Raw genomic sequence first — 17,838 nt, 5'->3', positions numbered from 1 at the left:
AAACAATATTTATTCCATTATTTTTTTATGTAGAATTTTTGTTCCATATTCGACGCGCCGGGAGGTTTTTCCAGGGTGCATCGTTTCAGCCCGCAGCGGATTGAACGGCTGGTCAGGATTTTATTTGCACCTACCCTGTAGACTGCGCAGCTAAAAAACCTGCTCCGTGACAACCCGCGCCATTGATAAGGACTCCACTATGTCATCCACCGATCAGCCGGCATCCGTCGAGCAAACGCCAGAGCGCGCATTGACCAGCACGCCGGTGAGTGCCGAGCGTCTCTTGCAACTCATTACCGAGGAATACGAGAGCTTGCCGCGCCAGCTCAAGCGCATTGCCAGCTACATGAGCCAGCAAAGCGACCGGATCATGGTGGACCGCATCAGTGACATTGCGCGCGAGTGCGACGTGCATCCGTCGGCCATCGTGCGGTTTTCCCAGCGGTTCGGGTTCAGCGGTTTCAGCGAAATGCAGGCCCTGTTCCGCGAGGCGTACACCCATAAGACGACCCCGGTGCAGAACTACCAGCAACGCATCCGCAACATGATTGCCAACAAGTCGCAAAAGGCCAGCGGCGGCGATCTGGCGCGCGAGTGCATCAACGCCACGCTGTCGGGCATAGAACGCCTTGGGCTGGAACTCGACGACCAGGCCTTCGACAAGGCCGTGGACCTGGTGGTCAACGCTGACAATATTTACGTGGTCGGCGTGCGACGCTCCTTCGCCGTGGCCGATTACCTGGTCTACAACCTGCAACACACCAACAAACGCATTCATCTGGTGTCCGGGCTGGGCGGCAGCTACCGCGAGCAAATGCGCAGCGTGCGCGCCAACGACCTGGTGATTGCCATCAGCTTCACGCCGTATGGCAAGGAAACCCAGCATTGCCTGCGCATTGCCCAGCTGCATCAGGCCAAGACCTTGATCATCACGGACAGCAACCTGTCGCCGCTGGCCAAGCGCGCCAACAGCGTATTGCTGGTCAATGAAGGCAGCTCGTTTGCGTTCCGCTCACTGAGCGCGACGCTGTGCCTGTGTCAGGCATTGTTCATTGCCGTGGCCTACCGCCTCGAACTGAAAGTCGACGAGATTCACGAACAGGTCGGGTTCGACGATTAACGCGACGCCGATGCAAACGCTTGAGACCCGATCCAGCGAGGGTGGTCGACAATCGCTGTAAGGTTTTTGCATCAGAGTGTGTACACCCTGTGCCTAAAGAGCGTCAGGAATGGGAAAACAAAAACTCTTTCCCCGAAACTTGAAAGCTCCTACGACTTTCTCCGTAAATCTTATCGCCAGCTACTCACTGCCTGACAACATGTCCCTTGCACACGGCCTTACAATCGCCCCTTTGGATCTAAGATCTCGGGCCGTGTAAACGCCGTTTGTGTCACCCGTTGTATCGCAACCGGATCTGCCGCCAGTTGCTGCACGCGATGTGTTCCCACCCTTAAACCGATTTGCTGAGCTCACCCCCCCAGAACTGTTGTTTCAAGGGATTGCACACCTGTGTGCGTCCCTTTGAATTGTCATCAAGGAAGCGCGCCCAAAGTCCCTGGATAAATGGAGTACAACATGACGAGTGAAGTTTTTTTGGCCAACGACCGTTACCTGCCCGAGCAATCCACCCATGCCCCTTCAAACCCGCGTGACGTCATCCGGCCAATGGCCGACAGGCGAGACATGATGCACAAGCCTGAACTGAGCAGGCTGGTAAAACTTCGCGATGCCTTGCTTGTGCTCAAAGGTTCGATGAGCCCCAGTGCCGACCTGCATCAGCTCCTTGAACGCCAACTGTTGAGCAGTGACGTGCATGACCGGGTGCTGGGCAAATTGGCCGATTCAGGGGCAGGTTTAGTCAGCTAGCATTCGCCATCAAAATTAATGCACTCAACCCTCATTATTATGAATTTGCGGATTGTATCGGCAGTGGTCAGACTACGCCGGTCCCTTCCCCCATGAAGGAACTGTTCAAGGGCTTGCCGGGTCTCCCGCCAGGCCCTTTTTTGACCTGCTGACTGACCCTCCCGGACGCTCCCCACCATGCAAACCCGCTGGATCAGCCGCCTTTTGCCTGCGGCTACACATACCCGCCCCCTTGAATGGAGCCGCGCCGCCCTTGGCGTGTCCCTGGGCACCTTGTTTAGCGTGTGGCTGTGCAGCCTGTTTTTTGGCCTGCCCATCGCCATGCACCTGATCGGCCCGCTGGGCGCTTCCGCGATTCTCTTATTTGCCGTCTCCTCCGGGGCACTGGCGCAGCCGTGGTCGATCCTCGGCGGCTACCTGTGCGCCACTGTCGTGTCGCTGATCGTCGTGCATTTTTTCGGCCGGGACTTAGCCAGCGCCTGCCTGGCCGTCGGCATTGCGCTGTTGGTGATGTGCCTGCTGCGCTGCCTGCACCCGCCGGCCGGGGCGCTGGCCCTGCTGGTGGTCCTGGCGGACCCGGACAGCGCCCGCCTGGGCTGGGAGCTGCTGGCCCCGGTCATGCTCAGTGCCGTGTGCATGCTCCTCGCGGCACTGGCCTACAACAACCTGACCCGTGTGCGCTATCCGAAAAAGGCCAGCGAACCCGCCCCCAGCGTGATAACGCCCCCCGACGAAGGGGATCCCGGCATTACCGCCGAGGACTTGCAACAGGCGCTGGCCAAGATGGACGCGTTCATTGATGTCACCCCCCAGGATCTCGAAGAGCTGATCCGCACCAGTGAACACTACGCCCGCCGCCGCAGCGTGGGCGAGGTGCTTTCCCACGCCGACTGAGCGCGTGCTGCGCATTGCCAAGGCCCCTGAACGATCCGTACGGTTACCCCTCAAAGTCCTGCTAGGGTTATCGGTGCGTGGTCCGGGGCTTTATCTTGATGCCCCTGATGAGGTGGATCCGCGACCGCTGGACGCCCTCTTCAACGACCGTGATCAAGGCTTGCAATGCTCAAGACCATCGAAAATGAAATCTCAAAGCACGCCGCGCCTCCTGCTTTGCAAGCTGAATTTGCCCAACACGATTTTGAAAAGCTGCGCACCTTCTGCAGGCTGACCTACATCGCCAGCATCGTGATCTGGCTACTGTTCGACCTGATTGTCAGCTTCAAGGGCCTGCAAGGCTTTACCGCCCTCTCAATGCTCTATTTCGGAACCATGGTGGTGCTGACCATCGTGCTCGGGTTTATCCGCAAGGCCCGTCACTTCGACGTACTCAACCTGATTTATGTGCTGGTGATTACGTCGGGCATTCGCCTGATCGTGTTTGGCTTGCCCGATAACGCACAGCCCATCTGGTTGATCCTTGCCACGTCCAGCCTGCTGTACAACGCCTCGGTGCTGCCCCTGAGCCGCTGGGGCTTTCTGTCGGTGGTCGGGGCGACCTGGGTCGTGCTCAACCCGTTTTTGATGACCGATGTCGAATTCTTCGACCTGCGCGGCACGTTGATCCTGTATTACTTCGTGTTTCTCAGCGGCCTGACCATTTACAGTTTTTTCAAGCTGCGGCAAATCAAACTCTACAACTACACCATGTCCAAGCTGTTGCTGACTCAGGCGTACATCGACATCCTGACCGAGATCCCCAACCGACGTTCTTTCATGGCCCGCGCCACCGATTTGCTGACCCAGCTTCCGCGCGAACACGACCACTATCTGGCGATGATCGACATCGACAATTTTAAAAAAGTGAATGACCTGTACGGCCATGACATCGGCGATGAAGTGCTCAAGCGCACAGCCGCCAGCATCAAAGCCATCATGCGCGGGTATGAATATGCACGATTGGGGGGCGAAGAATTCGCAGTGTACCTATCCGGTGTGCGGCGCGAAGATGTCGAGGCACTGATGACGGCGCTGTGCAGCCGGGTGCGCAATGACCCGGCGGCCCATCCGGTGACCGTCAGCATCGGCCTGGTCAGGGTTGAGGATCAGGACACCCTGAACCAGGCGCTGGCCAAGGCCGACAAAGCGCTGTACGCGTCAAAAAACGCTGGCAAAGACCGGTTTACGTTTCATCGTTAACCCCCCACGGCGTTACGGCTTGTCAGCCTTTTCACGGGCGCTCAGATCGGTGTTGCCGTCCCAGCCACCGCCCAGCGCGGCAATCAGTTTCACGCTGGCAAGCAAACGATTTTGCTCCAGCGTGAGCATGGTGCGCTCCGCATTCAGGGCCGTGGCTTGCACCACCACCACATCCAGATAGGCAATCAAACCGGCCTTGTACTGATTGCGGGTCAAACGCAGTGACTCGCGGGCCGACTCCAGCGCCTGACGTTGCACCACGGCCTCGTCCTCCAGCACTTTCAACTGCGCCAGGTAATTTTCCACCTCGCGAAAACCATCCAGCACGGTCTGGCGGTATTTGGCGACCGTCTGGTCGTAGACCGCTTCATTGCGATCCACTTCAGCCGAGCGCTGGCCCCCGTCGAACAACGGCAGCGACAGTTTAGGCCCCACCGACCAGAAGCGGTTCGGCACGCTGATCCAGTCTTCGTAGGTACTGCTGCTGTACCCGCCCTGCAAGCTCAGGCTGAAATCCGGGTAGTAGGCCGCCTTGGCCACGCCGATATTGGCGTTGGCGGCGATGATCGCGCGCTCTGCCGACGCGATGTCCGGACGCCGTTCCAGCCATTGCGAGGGCACGCTCAGGGGAATGGACGGCAACGCGGGCACGCTCTGGCTTTCAGCCAGCTTGAAACCGGCGGGCGGCTGACCGGTCAGCACTGCGATTGCGTTTTCAAACTGCGCGCGTTGCCAGATCAGGTCGATCAGGTTGGCTTGAGTGTTGCGCAACTGGGTTTGCGCCTGGGCCACGGCATCTTTGCCGGAGATCCCGGCCCGGTACTGGTTTTCGCTCATTTTCAGCGAACGCTCATAGGCCTGTACGGTGGCCTCCAGCAAGCGCTTTTGCTGGTCGATCACCCGCAATTGCAGGTAGTTCTGCACCAGCTCGGACTGCTGGCTCAGGCGCATGGCGGCCAGATCGGCCAGGCTGGCTTCGGCGCTGGCGGTGTCGGCCTCCAGCCCGCGTCGCAATTTGCCCCACACGTCAGCCTCCCAGCTCACGCCGACCTGGGCGTTGAGGGTGTCGCGAATGCCGCTGCTGGAACTGGTCAGGCTGGAATTGGAACTGCCCGTGCCCTGACTCGAACGGGTCTTGCCCACGCTCAGGTCGGCACTGGGAAAGAACGCACCGCGCGCGCTGCGCACCAGGGCTTGGGCCTGACGGAACTGGGCTTCGGACTGCGCCACGGTCTGGTTGGAGCGGTTGAGGGATTCCACCAGCCCGTTGAGCTGGGGATCACCGTACAACTCCCACCACGCGCCTCTTTCCAGCGCATCGCCGGGGGTGGCCTGGCGCCAGCCCGCGGCTTCCTTGAAGGCCACGGGCGTGGCCGCTTCGGGGCGCTGATAATCCGGGCCAACGGCGCAGGCACTGAGCAACAGCCCGGACAACACCAGCCCCAGCAGGCGCGAGCCACGGGCCAACGCCCAACGTTGAGGCGACAAGGCCGGGGCAAGGTCAAGCAAACGAGACGTCATAGCGGAGTTTCCAGGGCTGCATCAGTGCGCACGCCGCGCCATTGGTTGAAGCGATGGCGCACACGGTCGAGATAGAGGTAAACCACCGGGGTGGTGTACAGGGTCAAAATCTGGCTGAAAATCAGGCCGCCGATAATGGTCAGACCCAGTGGCTGACGCATTTCTGCGCCTTCGGCATGGCTGAGCATCAGCGGCAAGGCGCCCAGCAAGGCGGCGAGCGTGGTCATCAGGATCGGCCGTAAACGTTGCAGGCAGGCACTGCGAATCGACTCCTGCGGGCTCATGCCCGCGTGGCGCTCCAGCTGCAAGGCCAGGTCGATCATCAGAATGGCGTTTTTCTTGACCACGCCGATCAACAGGAACAGCCCCAGCAGCGAGATCAGGCTGAACTCCCCGCCAGTGAGGTAAATGCTCAACAGCGCGCCCACCCCGGCCGAAGGCAAGGTCGAGAGAATGGTCAGCGGGTGAATGTAGCTTTCGTACAGAATCCCCAGCACCAGGTACACCGCCACCAGCGCGCCCAGGATCATAAACGGCTGGCTTTTTTGCGTGGCAGCAAAGGCATCGCCGGTGCCGGCCATTTTGGCGATCACGTCTTCAGGCAAACCGAGTTTGGCAATGGCCCGCTCGATGGCCGCCGTGCCCTGCTCCAGCGACACGCCGTTGGCCAGGTCGAAGGCAATGGTTTCCGAGGCAAACTGCCCTTCGTGTTCGACCCGGTCGTCTTGCAGGCTGTTTTCATAATGGGCGATGGTGGACAGCGGGATGCGCTGCCCGTCCGCCGTGATGACTTGCACCTGATTCAGGGTTTCCGGGTCTCGGGCGTATTGGGGGTTGACCTCCATGACCACCCGGTACTGGTTCAGGCTGTCGTAAATGGTCGAAATCTGACGCTGGCTGTAGGCGTTGTTGAGCACGGCGGTGACCATGTTCATGTCCACCCCGAGGCGCTTGGCTTGATCGCGGTCGACCACCAGCGTGACTTGCTGCGCGCCGCGCCCCTCACGGGCGTCAATGGCGGTCAGCTCTGGCAGCGCCTTGAGGGCTTCAACCACTTTCGGGTACCAGGTGCGCAGCTCGCTGAGGTCGCCGCTTTGCAAGATGTACGAATATTGCGAACTGGTTTGCTCGCGACCGCCGCCAAACTGCAAATCCTGATCGGCCATCAACATCAGGCGCCCGCCCGGGACCTTAGGCAGGGTTTCGCGCAGGCGCTCAATGACCTTTTGCGCCGAAATCTTGCGCTCGGAAATCGGCTTGAGGCGCACGATCATGAGGGCGTTGTTGGTGCCACCGTTGCCGCCAATGAAGCCCGCCACGCTCTCAACCGCCGGGTCAGCCAGCACGGCTTTGCGGAATATTTCCATCTTGGGCTGCATCACGCTGAACGACAGGCCGTCATCCCCGCGCACGAACCCGATCAATTGCCCGGTGTCCTGCTGCGGCATGAAGGTTTTGGGCACCACCACGTACAGCGCCACGTTGATCCCAATGGTGACCAGCAAACTGAACAGGGTCAGCCGCTTGTGCCGCAGCACCCAGTCCAGGCTGCGGGCATAACCGTTGACCATGCGCTCGTTGAGCCTGTTGCTCCAGCGCTGCATGGCGTTTTCAGTGCCCGGCACATGGGGCTTGAGCCAGCGGGCGCAGAGCATCGGGGTCAAGGTCAGCGACACCACCAGCGACACCACGATGGACGCGGCCAGGGTGATGGAGAACTCGCGGAACAGGCTTTCAATGATGCCGCCCATGAACAGGATCGACAGGAACACCGCCACCAGCGACACGTTCATCGACAACAGGGTAAACCCGACTTCCTTCGCCCCCAGGTACGCCGCCTTCATCGGCGCGATCCCGGCATCGATGTGACGCGAGATGTTCTCCAGCACCACAATCGCATCGTCCACCACCAGCCCCGTGGCCAGAATCAGCGCCATCAGCGACAGGTTGTTCAGCGAAAAACCGTAGAGGTACATGATGGCAAAGGTGCCCACCAGCGAAACGGGTACGGCCAGCGTCGGAATCAGCGAAGCGCGAAAATTGCCGAGAAACAGGAACACCACCAGAATCACCAGCGCCACGGCGATCAGCAAGGTCATCTCCGCTTCATGCAAGGTGGCCTTGATCACCGGCGAGCGGTCCATGGCCAGGTTGAGTTTCACGCTGGCCGGCAACACCGCTTGCAGCGCAGGCAACTGGGCCTTGATCGCGTTCACGGTCTCGATAATGTTGGCACCCGCCTGCCGGTTGACCACCAGCAATACGGCCGCGTCATTGTTGAAAAAACCACTGTTGTAGCGGTCTTCCACACTGTCCTGAACCTTGGCCACATGGCTCAGGCGCAGCGCCGCGCCATCCTGATAGCGGATGATCAGCGGCTCGTAATCCTTGGCCTTCTCCAGTTGATCGTTGGCCTGAATCTGCCAATTACGCTCGCCATCGGACACCGCACCCTTGGGTCGGCGCACGTTGGCGTTGGCAATGGTGTTGCGCACCTCGTCCAGCGACACGCCGTACTGGTTGAGCAATTGCGGCTCCAGTTCGATGCGCACGGCGGGCAGCGAACTGCCGCCGATCTGCACTTCGCCCACCCCCGGTACTTGCGACAGGCTTTGCGACAGGATGGTGGAGGCCAGGTCGTACAGCTCGCCCTTGGACAGCACATCCGAGGTCAGCGAAAGCACCATGATGGGCGCTTGCGACGGGTTGACCTTTTTGTAGGTCGGCATGCTGCGCATGCCGCTGGGCAACAGGTTGCGTGACGCGTTGATCGCCGCTTGCACTTCGCGGGCGGCGCCATTGATGTCGCGGTCCTGATCGAATTGCAGAATCACCCGCGTCGAGCCCTGACTCGAACGGCTGCTCATGGTGTTGACCCCGGCAATCGCTCCGAATGAGCGCTCCAGCGGAGTGGCCACCGTGGAGGCCATGACCTCGGGGCTGGCGCCCGGCAAGCTGGCCGAGACCACGATCACCGGGAAGTCCATCTGTGGCAAGGGCGAAACCGGCAACAAGCCGAAACTGACCCCGCCCAGCAACATGATGGCGAGGCTCAGCAGCAGGGTGGCAACGGGCCGCCGGATGAAAGGGCCGGACAGGTTCATAGCGGCGCCTGCTCAGGTTCGCCCGCGTCACCGCGCCAGCGGCGGCCCAAGCGGTCGAAGTACAGGTAAATCACCGGCGTGGTGAACAGCGTCAATACCTGACTCACCAGCAAACCACCGACCATGACCAGACCCAATGGCTGACGCAGTTCCGCACCAGAGCCGGTAGCCAACATCAACGGCACGGCCCCGAACAGGGCGGCCAGTGTGGTCATCAGGATCGGCCTGAAACGCAGCAAGGCGGCCTGATAAATCGCCTGTTCCGGGGCCATGCCCTGATTGCGCTCTGCGTCGAGGGCAAAGTCGATCATCATGATCGCGTTCTTTTTCACGATGCCGATCAACAAGATGATGCCGATGATGGCGATCATCCCCAAATCATTGCCGCTGAGGATCAGCGCCAGCAACGCCCCGACCGCTGCCGACGGCAAGGTCGACAGGATGGTGATCGGGTGAATGTAACTTTCGTAAAGCACACCGAGCACGATGTACATGGTCACCACCGCCGCCAGAATCAGCAGCAAGGTGCTCGACAACGAGGCCTGAAAGGCTTGCGCCGCGCCCTGGAATTGGGTCTGCACGCCCACCGGCATGCCGATGTCTTTTTGCACCTGATCGATCAGCTCAACGGCTTGCCCCAGCGCCACGCCGGGGGCCAGATTGAACGACACCATGACGGACGGGAACTGGCCGATATGCGACACCGCCAGTTGCGCCTGACGCTCTTCGACCTTGGCCAGGCTGGACAAGCGCACCTGCCCGCCGTCGGTGGTTTTGACATGGATCTGGTCCAGCGCTTGCGGGCCGATTTTCTCGCCGTCTTGCGCCTGCAAGACCACGCGGTATTGGCTGGCCTGGGTGTAGATGGTGGAAATCTGCCGCTGACCGAAGGCGTCGTACAGCGCATCGGTGATATTGGCCACCGACACCCCGAGGCGCGAAGCGGCATCGCGGTCAATCACCAGGTACACCTGCAAGCCTTTGTCCTGCAGGTCGCTGGCGACATCCGTCAGCTCAGGCTGGTTGGACAACGCGGTGACCAGTTTTTGGCTCCAGGTGCTCAGCAAGTCGGCATCCGGGGATGACAGGCTGAATTGATACTGCGTACGGCTCACCCTGTCCTCAATGGTCAAGTCTTGCACCGGCTGCATGAACAGACGGATGCCCACCAATGTGTCGAGCTGCGGCTGCAGGCGCGCAATCACCTGCGCGGCGCTGTCGCTGCGTTCGCTGTGGGGCTTGAGGTTGATCAGCATGCGGCCGCTGTTGAGCGTGGCGTTATCGCCGTCGACACCGATGTACGACGACAGGCTTTCAACGTCCGGGTCTTGCAGGATGATTGCACCCAGCTCCTGCTGACGTTGGCTCATGGCGCCAAACGAAATCGACTGCGGCGCTTCGGAAATGCCTTGTATCACCCCGGTGTCCTGCACCGGGAAGAAGCCCTTGGGCACGATCAGGTACAGAAACACCGTCAGCGCCAACGTGCCGATGGCCACCAGCAACGTCAGTGGCTGGTGCTTGAGTACCCACTGCAACAGGCGGCCATACTGCCCGATCATCCAGTCGATGAACGCACCGCTGGCCCGGTAAAAGCGGCCCTGCTCTTCTTCTTTGGGTTCAGGCTTGAGCAAACGCGCGCACATCATCGGCGTGAGGGTCAGCGACACCACCAGCGAGATCAGGATCGCCACCGCCAGGGTGATGGCAAACTCGCGGAACAACCGCCCCACCACGTCCGCCATGAACAGCAACGGAATCAACACGGCGATCAGCGACAGCGTCAGGGAAATCAGGGTAAAGCCAATCTGTTTGGCGCCTTTGAGCGCCGCCTGCATCGGGCTGTCGCCTTCCTCGATGTAGCGCGAGATGTTTTCCAACATCACGATGGCATCGTCCACCACAAAGCCGGTGGCGATGGTGAGCGCCATCAAGGTCAGGTTATTGATGGAAAAACCTGCCAGGTACATCACGCCGAAGGTGCCGATCAATGACAGCGGCACGGCAATCGAGGGAATGAGGGTGGCGCTGGCACGGCGCAGAAACAGGAACGTGACCATCACCACCAGGGCGATGGCGATCAGCAGTTCATGCTGCACATCACGCACCGAAGCGCGAATGGTTTGCGTGCGGTCGGTCAGCACCGTGACGTCGATCCCCGCGGGCAAGTTGTCGGTGATGCTGGGCAGCAGCGCCTTGATGCGATCGACAACTTCGATCACGTTGGCGCCCGGCTGGCGCTGGATATTGAGCAGGACCGCCTGGTTCTCGTTGGCCCAGGCCGCGAGGCGCTCGTTTTCGGCGCCGTCGACAATCTCGGCCACGTCCTTGAGGCGCAAAGGCGCGCCGTTGTTGTAGGCGAGGATCAGCTCGGCGTATTCCTGCGGGGTTTTGAGCTGGTCGTTGGCGTCGAGCATCGACACCCGGGTCGGGCCGTCAAAGTTGCCCTTGGGCTGGTTGACGTTGGACGCACCGATCAACGCGCGCACATCGGCCAGGTTCAGACCATTGGCAGCCAAGGCTTCAGGGTTGACCTTGATCCGCACCGCCTGACGCTGACCACCCGCGATGCTGACCATGCCCACGCCGCTGATCTGGGCGATCTTTTGCGCCATGCGCGTATCGACCAGGTCATTGAGCTTGGGCAGCAGCATGGTTTTGGAAGTAATGGCCAAGGTCAGTACCGGCGTATCGGCCGGGTTGACCTTGTTGTACACCGGCGGTGCTGGCAAATCGCTCGGCAACAGGTTGCTCGCGGCATTGATCGCGGCCTGCACCTGCTGCTCGGCCACGTCCATGTTGATGTCGAGGTTGAAGCGCAAGGTCAGCACCGAAGCGCCGCCAGAGCTGGTGGACGCCATTTGCGTCAGCCCCGGCATCTGCCCGAACTGGCGCTCCAGGGGCGCCGTCACGGCACTGGTCATCACATCCGGGCTGGCGCCGGGGTACAGCGTCATGACGCGGATGGTCGGGTAATCCACCTGGGGCAAGGCCGATACCGGCAACAGGCGGTAGGCGATGATCCCGGACAACACAATGGCTAGCATGCACAGCGTGGTTGCGACTGGGCGCAGGATAAACAGCCGCGACAGATTCATTCGTGGGCCTTGGTCTTGGCAGCGTCGGTGGCCGGGGTCGTAGCGTCACCCGCCGCTGGCCCGCCTTGCAGGTGCGATGCCGGGGTCGCAGGCACCTCGGCGCTGTCGTTGACCACTTCGACCGCGCCGCCATCACGCAGGCGGTCCGTGCCTTCAAGCACTACGCGGTCACCCGGCGCCAGCCCTTCTTCAATCACGGTGACGTCGCCGTCAGTGGCGCCCACTTTGATGCTGCGAATCTTGACCTTGTTGTCGCCGTCCAGGGCGTACACGAACGAACCGTTGGTGCCGAACTGAATGGCAGCCGAAGGCGCGAGAATCACATCTTTGAGGGTGTCGGCCAACAAGCGCACGTTCACAAACTGATTGGGGAACAGCACCTGGTCACGGTTTTCGAACAGCGCCTTGAATTTCAGGGTGCCGGTGGTGATATCAATCTGGTTGTCGATGCTGCTCAACACACCCACTGCCAACTCTTTGCGGTCCCCGCGGTCCCACGCCTGAACCGGCAATTTGGCGCCCGAACGATAACGCGCGATCACCAGCGCCAGATCGTTCTCGGGCAAGGTGAAGCTGACCACAATCGGCTCGGTCTGGGTAATGACCACCAGCGCAGTGGTGTCGTTGGCCGCGACCAGATTGCCGACGTCCAGTTGGCGCAGGCCTACGCGGCCGCTGATGGGCGCGCGGATCTTAGTGAATTCGAGGTTGAGCTTGGCGTCGTTGACCGCTGCCTGATTGGTTTTCACGGTGCCCTGGTACTGGCTGACCAACGCTTCGGCCGTGTCCAGTGTCTGCTTGGCGATACTGTCTTCGGCATACAGGCCGCGATAGCGCTGCACATCGACTTGAGCATTCTTGAGTTGGGCCTGGTTCTGCAACAGCGTGCCTTCGGCCTGGAGCAAGGCATTTTGGTAGCTGCGCGGATCGATTTCAGCCAGCAGGTCGCCCGCTTTGACCCTCTGCCCTTCCTTGAAGTAAACCTTGACCAACTCCCCTGCCACGCGGCTGCGCACATTGATGGTGTTGAGCGCCGTCACGGTGCCCAGCGCCTTGTAGAACACCGGGAAATCCCCGCGCTTCACTTCAGACACCCTTACCGGCACCGCCAGGGTCGAGCCGCCAAAACCGGGACGCATCATGCCCGACTTGCCGGTGTGCCCTTCAGGCTGGGCGCCCTGCTGTTTTTTCGACGAAGACGGCCACAGCCACCAGCACAGGCCGACGACGACCAACACGAGCAAAAGGCCAACCAGCCAGCGACGGGATTTGTGTGAAACAGTGGATTGCATGGAGTGATCAACCATTGGGCGCGTGGGCTTATATTCAGGAAGGCTGAACGATAAGCAGTGTGGACCGTTAAGAAAAGGTTCTTTACCGGGTATTTACGTAAGCGGGGTGTCTGGGGCGGGTTCAGGGCAGCGATTTAGCGCTCTGCAGGCCAAAGCGACGCGAAGGGACTGAATAAAAACGGCCTGACAGTGACTGCCAGGCCGTTTTGCGTTGCAGGAGTGACCTTACTTCAGAACAGCCAGCGCTGCTTCGTAGTCCGGCTCATCAGCGATTTCTTTGACCAGCTCGCTGTGCAACACATTGTCGTTTTCGTCCAGCACCACAACGGCACGGGCCGTCAGGCCTTTGAGCGGGCCGTCAGCAATGGCCACACCGTAGTTCTGAATGAACTCTGCGCCACGCAGGGTCGACAGGTTTTTAACGTTTTCCAGGCCTTCTGCACCGCAGAAACGCGCCTGCGCAAATGGCAGGTCAGCGGAGATGCACAGCACGACCGTATTGGCGATCTCATTGGCCTTGGTGTTGAACGTGCGCACCGACGTGGCGCAGGTCGGGGTGTCAACGCTTGGGAAGATGTTCAGCACTTTGCGCTTGCCGGCAAAACTTGCCAGCGTTACATCGGACAAATCACCCGCTACCAGCGAGAACGCAGGTGCCTTGGAGCCTACAGCTGGCAGCTCGCCGTTAACTTGAACAGGATTGCCTTTAAGCGTCACTTGAGCCATGAACGATGTCCTTCTTGACGGTTTTTGAAGAGGCCGAAGTTAAACACGAAACATTCCATCGACCTATGCCCCACTTGCAAAATCTCATGCGGCCCATCACAAAAAGACGATTCTAGATAAATCGTTGAACAATCCCTACAGGTCAGGTGCATATCGCACGCCCTGAGCGCGCGTCGCGCACACGTACTGCCAATGCGGGAGGCCACAGGCCAAGTGCCTATCGGCTGCGAGCGTGTTGGGGCATTGCTTCAATGCCCCAAGCATCGAGGCTTCGTTACTTTTTGAGTTTCAAATACGACTGGTGCAAGTCCGAAGCCCAGCCATCAATGACGTTTTTCACGTCGTCGGCCTTCATCACCTGACTGTCGTTTTCCAGCGGTTTGCCGGTGCCTTTGCGCACCACCTGCGCCACGACCTTTTGCGAGCCGCCGTCGATGAAGACAGCCTCGGTGGCCAGGTCGGTTTCCTGATCGCGAATACCCGAGGCCGTGCTCACTGCCGCAGCCACCAACGCCACCGGAATGTATTCATACGGCTTGAGGCTTTGCGTCTGGCTGCTGACCGCCGTGATCGCCGGGCGTACCACGATCACACCCGGACCGGGGGCGCTGGCCAGAGGCAACGATTTGCCCAATTCACGCTTGAGGGCCTGATCGTAGTAATGGGTGATGGCCGTGAGTGTGCTTTGCGGGATTTTGGCGGTGGGCTTGGGGGCCGGGTAGAACTGGCTCGGCTCGATGTACACGGCGGTGTACTGGCCAGCCTTCAACTGGGGATCAACCCAACGCATCACGTCCGCACCCGAAGGCGATTTGGCTTCCTTGAGCCGGCTGTAGTCTTTCAAAAAACCGGAATACTCATCCGGCTGCGTGACATTGCTTGAACAACCGACCAGCCCGATCGAGGCCAGGCACAGCGTACCGATCATTAAGCCAAACTTCATTGTCAAACTCCTGTAGAAAGCGCCACCGCATGCGTACGGTGTTTTAGGTATAGCCAAGCCATGGAAAAGCGTCGTTCATTTGCACGCTTTTAATGCCGGGGGGGAATCTGCCTTCGAAAAATCGTCATGAGAGGCCTGCGTCAATACGGCGCAGAGGCAGCATGAACAGCTTATGACGCCTAAAAAGCAGATCAGATACACACCCAAGCCCAATAAAACGCCTTTTAATCTGATCCGTAGTATTTAACTTTTTCTGGATCTGTTTTGTTCTGCAGTGGGTTCCTACAGTTCACCTTGCGCCAGACCACGTGGTCTGGCAGGACTTTGAACCGTGGAAGACTTGAGCATGAGCACAGCACTAAACGGGCAGGCCTATAACTATAAGGTCGTCCGCCAGTTCACCATCATGACCGTGGTGTGGGGCGTCATCGGCATGGCCATGGGCGTATGGATCGCCTCTCAACTGGCCTGGCCCGCCATGAACCTCGACCTGCCCTGGACCACCTTCGGCCGCTTGCGACCGCTGCACACCAGCCTGGTGATTTTCGGCTTTGCCGGCAGCGCGCAGTTTGCCGCCAGTTACTACGCCGTGCAGCGCACCTGTCAGGTGCGGCTGTTCAGCGACAAACTCGCGGCCTTCACGTTCTGGGGCTGGCAGTCGGTGATCGTGATCATGCTGGTCACCCTGCCGCTGGGTTACACCACGACCAAGGAATACGCCGAGATCGAGTTCACCGGTGCGGTGTGGATGACGGTGGTGTGGGTGGCCTACGCCATCGTGTTCTTCACCACGGTGGTGCAGCGCAAGACCAAGCACATTTATGTCGGCAACTGGTTCTTTGGCGCCTTCATTCTGGTGATTGCCATGCTGCACGTGGTCAACCACCTGGCCATTCCCGTGGACTGGTTCAAGTCCTACCCCGTGTACGCCGGCGCCACAGACGCCATGGTGCAGTGGTGGTACGGGCATAACGCCGTGGGCTTCTTCCTGACCACCGGGTTCCTCGGAATGATGTACTACTTCGTTCCGAAACAAGTCGGACGTCCGATCTACTCGTATCGCCTGTCTATCGTGCATTTCTGGGCACTGATTACGCTGTACATCTGGGCCGGCCCGCACCACTTGCACTACACCGCCCTGCCCGACTGGGCCCAGTCGCTGGGCATGGCCATGTCGATCATTCTGCTGGCGCCGAGCTGGGGCGGCATGATCAACGGCATGATGACCCTGTCGGGCGCCTGGCATAAGTTGCGCACCGACCCGATCCTGCGCTTTCTGGTGCTGTCACTGGCGTTCTACGGCATGTCGACCTTTGAAGGTCCGATGATGGCGATCAAGACTGTCAACGCCCTGTCTCACTACACTGACTGGACCATCGGCCACGTACACGCCGGGGCGCTGGGCTGGGTGGCGATGATCACCTTTGGCGCGGTCTATCACATGATCCCTAAACTCTATGGCCGTGAGCGGATGCACAGCGTGGCGCTGATCAACCTGCACTTCTGGCTGGCCACGATCGGCACCGTGCTGTACATCGCCTCGATGTGGGTCAACGGCATTACCCAGGGCCTGATGTGGCGGGCGATCAACGATGACGGCACCTTGACCTACTCCTTTGTGGAGTCGCTGCAAGCCAGCCACCCGGGCTTCGTGGTGCGCTTGGTGGGCGGAATATTCTTCCTGACGGGCATGTTGCTGATGGCTTACAACGTGTGGCGCACCGTTCGCGTCCCTGACTTCAAAAAAGCCGAACTCTCGGCGCAAATCGCCTGACCTGCGCGGCGCACACCTGCGGGTGTGCGCCGCCACGGGCACGGAGCCGTGACCATGATAGAAATAGCCCTGAACATGCTGGCTGTGACCAGCTTCTACTTCTCAATCAGCTGGTGCCTCAAGCATCAGACCGAGCGCGATATCGATGACGCCAGTCTGATCCCGTTCGCGGACGACCCCGAGGTGGCGCGCCGGGTCGAACAAGCCACGGGCAAGACGATTGAGGCGGTACAGGTCAGCGACGAAGCCGTGCGCCCACCCGGCTGGGGCACCCTGAAGCTCTAAAACGCGGGTTGCGAACACCTGTAAAGGCGCTTGAGCGCAGACATTGGTTGCATAACCCGGGTCATCGGCGGCATTCTGCCAGACCTGATGTTTTGCGAACTTTTGATCGACGACGCACTCAATCTGTACAGCCATTACACTTTTTCGGACAGAGCACGCCCATGACTTCCAAGCTGGAACAACTCAAGCAGTTCACCACCGTGGTCGCAGACACCGGCGACCTCGACGCGATTACCCGCCTCAAACCCGTCGACGCCACCACCAACCCGTCGCTCCTGCTCAAAGCGGCCGCTATGCCGGGCTATGCCGAACTTTTGCAAAACGCCATCAACCACGCCAAGGGCGATGTCGGCCTGGCCTGCGATCACTTCGCGGTGTCTGTGGGTAGCGGTATCTTGAAAGTGATTCCGGGGCGCATCTCGACAGAAGTCGATGCCCGCCTGTCGTTTGACGAACCGGCCTTGCTGCAAAAAGCCAACCAGTTGATCGAGCTGTATGACAAAGCAGGCGTGGACCGTGACCGCGTGCTGATCAAGCTGGCATCGACCTGGGAAGGGATCCGCGCCGCCGAGAAACTGGAGAAGGCAGGCATTCAAACCAACCTGACCCTGCTGTTCTCGTTTGCCCAGGCCGCCGCCTGTGCCGACGCGGGGGTGTTTCTGATCTCCCCGTTCGTGGGCCGCATTTACGACTGGTACAAAAAATCCACCGGCATCGACTACACCGGCGCCGAAGATCCGGGCGTGCAATCGGTAACCCGCATCTACAACTACTACAAAGCCAATGACTACAAGACCGTGGTCATGGGCGCGAGCTTCCGCAACCTCAACCAGATCGAGCAATTGGCGGGCTGCGACCGCCTGACCATCAGCCCCGACCTGATCGAAAAACTCGTGCAGGAAGACGGCCCGCTGGAACGCAAACTGAGCCCGGGAAATGCCGGCGAGCCGCGCCTGATCCTCAACGAAGCGCAGTTCCGCTGGGCCTCCAACGAAGACGCCATGGCCACCGAGAAACTGGCCGAGGGCATTCGTCAGTTCGCCCGCGATCAGGAAAAACTGGAAGCCTTGTTGTCGGTCAAGTAACCCGCCG

At 60.0% G+C, this 17,838-nt stretch carries 13 protein-coding genes; 7 read left to right on the top strand and 6 right to left on the bottom strand.

Features of this window, described 5'->3' with window-relative positions; translation table 11 throughout:
- Window positions 1-199: 199 nt before the first annotated feature.
- The 4 genes from V6F78_RS02410 (at window position 200) to V6F78_RS02395 (ending at window position 4,003) form a co-directional block, all read left to right on the top strand.
- Window positions 200-1,120 (top strand): MurR/RpiR family transcriptional regulator, encoded by a 921-nt coding sequence (locus tag V6F78_RS02410; RefSeq protein WP_332726560.1) that lies wholly within the window; start codon window positions 200-202, stop codon window positions 1,118-1,120.
- A gap of 456 nt (window positions 1,121-1,576) precedes the next feature.
- The gene (locus V6F78_RS02405) at window positions 1,577-1,867 is read left to right on the top strand and encodes a hypothetical protein (protein WP_052959343.1); all 291 of its coding nucleotides are present in this window, start codon (window positions 1,577-1,579) and stop codon (window positions 1,865-1,867) included.
- A gap of 177 nt (window positions 1,868-2,044) precedes the next feature.
- A complete protein-coding gene (locus V6F78_RS02400) occupies window positions 2,045-2,761 on the top strand; it encodes an HPP family protein (protein ID WP_047291352.1) in 717 nt (238 codons plus the stop codon).
- A 165-nt stretch (window positions 2,762-2,926) separates the two neighbouring features.
- Complete coding sequence (locus V6F78_RS02395) at window positions 2,927-4,003, top strand: GGDEF domain-containing protein (RefSeq protein WP_332726559.1); 1,077 nt, start codon at window positions 2,927-2,929, stop codon at window positions 4,001-4,003.
- Window positions 4,004-4,015: 12 nt separating this feature from the next.
- Here the strand turns inward: V6F78_RS02395 and V6F78_RS02390 are convergent, their stop codons facing one another.
- The 6 genes from V6F78_RS02390 to V6F78_RS02365 form a co-directional block, all read right to left on the bottom strand.
- Window positions 4,016-5,524, bottom strand: a complete 1,509-nt coding sequence (locus tag V6F78_RS02390; RefSeq protein WP_080963734.1) for an efflux transporter outer membrane subunit — start codon at window positions 5,522-5,524, stop codon at window positions 4,016-4,018.
- A complete protein-coding gene (locus tag V6F78_RS02385) occupies window positions 5,521-8,628 on the bottom strand; it encodes an efflux RND transporter permease subunit (protein WP_169839103.1) in 3,108 nt (1,035 codons plus the stop codon). The genes V6F78_RS02390 and V6F78_RS02385 overlap by 4 nt, the downstream gene beginning before the upstream one ends.
- Window positions 8,625-11,726, bottom strand: a complete 3,102-nt coding sequence (locus tag V6F78_RS02380) for an MdtB/MuxB family multidrug efflux RND transporter permease subunit (protein WP_047274856.1) — start codon at window positions 11,724-11,726, stop codon at window positions 8,625-8,627. Before V6F78_RS02380 ends, V6F78_RS02385 begins: the two co-directional genes overlap by 4 nt.
- Window positions 11,723-13,033, bottom strand: a complete 1,311-nt coding sequence (locus V6F78_RS02375) for an MdtA/MuxA family multidrug efflux RND transporter periplasmic adaptor subunit (RefSeq protein WP_047291346.1) — start codon at window positions 13,031-13,033, stop codon at window positions 11,723-11,725. The genes V6F78_RS02380 and V6F78_RS02375 overlap by 4 nt, the downstream gene beginning before the upstream one ends.
- Before the next feature lie 210 nt (window positions 13,034-13,243).
- Window positions 13,244-13,744 (bottom strand): thiol peroxidase, encoded by a 501-nt coding sequence (tpx, locus tag V6F78_RS02370; protein WP_047291344.1) that lies wholly within the window; start codon window positions 13,742-13,744, stop codon window positions 13,244-13,246.
- Window positions 13,745-14,018: 274 nt separating this feature from the next.
- Complete coding sequence (locus tag V6F78_RS02365) at window positions 14,019-14,687, bottom strand: DUF3313 domain-containing protein (protein ID WP_047274862.1); 669 nt, start codon at window positions 14,685-14,687, stop codon at window positions 14,019-14,021.
- Window positions 14,688-15,033: 346 nt separating this feature from the next.
- Between V6F78_RS02365 and ccoN the strand changes: the two genes are divergently transcribed.
- The 3 genes from ccoN (at window position 15,034) to tal (ending at window position 17,831) form a co-directional block, all read left to right on the top strand.
- Complete coding sequence (gene ccoN / locus V6F78_RS02360) at window positions 15,034-16,461, top strand: cytochrome-c oxidase, cbb3-type subunit I (protein ID WP_332726558.1); 1,428 nt, start codon at window positions 15,034-15,036, stop codon at window positions 16,459-16,461.
- A gap of 54 nt (window positions 16,462-16,515) precedes the next feature.
- Window positions 16,516-16,746: a hypothetical protein gene (locus V6F78_RS02355; protein ID WP_169859087.1), complete on the top strand. Its 231-nt coding sequence runs from the start codon at window positions 16,516-16,518 to the stop codon at window positions 16,744-16,746.
- A 161-nt stretch (window positions 16,747-16,907) separates the two neighbouring features.
- Window positions 16,908-17,831: a transaldolase gene (gene tal / locus V6F78_RS02350; protein WP_332726557.1), complete on the top strand. Its 924-nt coding sequence runs from the start codon at window positions 16,908-16,910 to the stop codon at window positions 17,829-17,831.
- Window positions 17,832-17,838 lie beyond the last annotated feature (7 nt).

Origin of the sequence: Pseudomonas sp. ESBL9 (assembly GCF_036668715.1) — a bacterium.
In the GTDB taxonomy this organism is placed as follows: Bacteria; Pseudomonadota; Gammaproteobacteria; order Pseudomonadales; family Pseudomonadaceae; genus Aquipseudomonas; species Aquipseudomonas lundensis.
This window is presented reverse-complemented; position numbering and strand designations above follow the sequence as displayed.

What these genes read in the sequence shown, in the direction of transcription:
- V6F78_RS02410 (WP_332726560.1), top strand. Translation starts at nt 200, where the DNA reads ATGTCATCCACCGATCAGCCGGCATCCGTCGAGCAAACGCCAGAGCGC.
- V6F78_RS02405 (WP_052959343.1), top strand. Translation starts at nt 1,577, where the DNA reads ATGACGAGTGAAGTTTTTTTGGCCAACGACCGTTACCTGCCCGAGCAA.
- V6F78_RS02400 (WP_047291352.1), top strand. Translation starts at nt 2,045, where the DNA reads ATGCAAACCCGCTGGATCAGCCGCCTTTTGCCTGCGGCTACACATACC.
- V6F78_RS02395 (WP_332726559.1), top strand. Translation starts at nt 2,927, where the DNA reads ATGCTCAAGACCATCGAAAATGAAATCTCAAAGCACGCCGCGCCTCCT.
- V6F78_RS02390 (WP_080963734.1), bottom strand. Translation starts at nt 5,524, where the DNA reads ATGACGTCTCGTTTGCTTGACCTTGCCCCGGCCTTGTCGCCTCAACGT.
- V6F78_RS02385 (WP_169839103.1), bottom strand. Translation starts at nt 8,628, where the DNA reads ATGAACCTGTCCGGCCCTTTCATCCGGCGGCCCGTTGCCACCCTGCTG.
- V6F78_RS02380 (WP_047274856.1), bottom strand. Translation starts at nt 11,726, where the DNA reads ATGAATCTGTCGCGGCTGTTTATCCTGCGCCCAGTCGCAACCACGCTG.
- V6F78_RS02375 (WP_047291346.1), bottom strand. Translation starts at nt 13,033, where the DNA reads ATGGTTGATCACTCCATGCAATCCACTGTTTCACACAAATCCCGTCGC.
- tpx (WP_047291344.1), bottom strand. Translation starts at nt 13,744, where the DNA reads ATGGCTCAAGTGACGCTTAAAGGCAATCCTGTTCAAGTTAACGGCGAG.
- V6F78_RS02365 (WP_047274862.1), bottom strand. Translation starts at nt 14,687, where the DNA reads ATGAAGTTTGGCTTAATGATCGGTACGCTGTGCCTGGCCTCGATCGGG.
- ccoN (WP_332726558.1), top strand. Translation starts at nt 15,034, where the DNA reads ATGAGCACAGCACTAAACGGGCAGGCCTATAACTATAAGGTCGTCCGC.
- V6F78_RS02355 (WP_169859087.1), top strand. Translation starts at nt 16,516, where the DNA reads ATGATAGAAATAGCCCTGAACATGCTGGCTGTGACCAGCTTCTACTTC.
- tal (WP_332726557.1), top strand. Translation starts at nt 16,908, where the DNA reads ATGACTTCCAAGCTGGAACAACTCAAGCAGTTCACCACCGTGGTCGCA.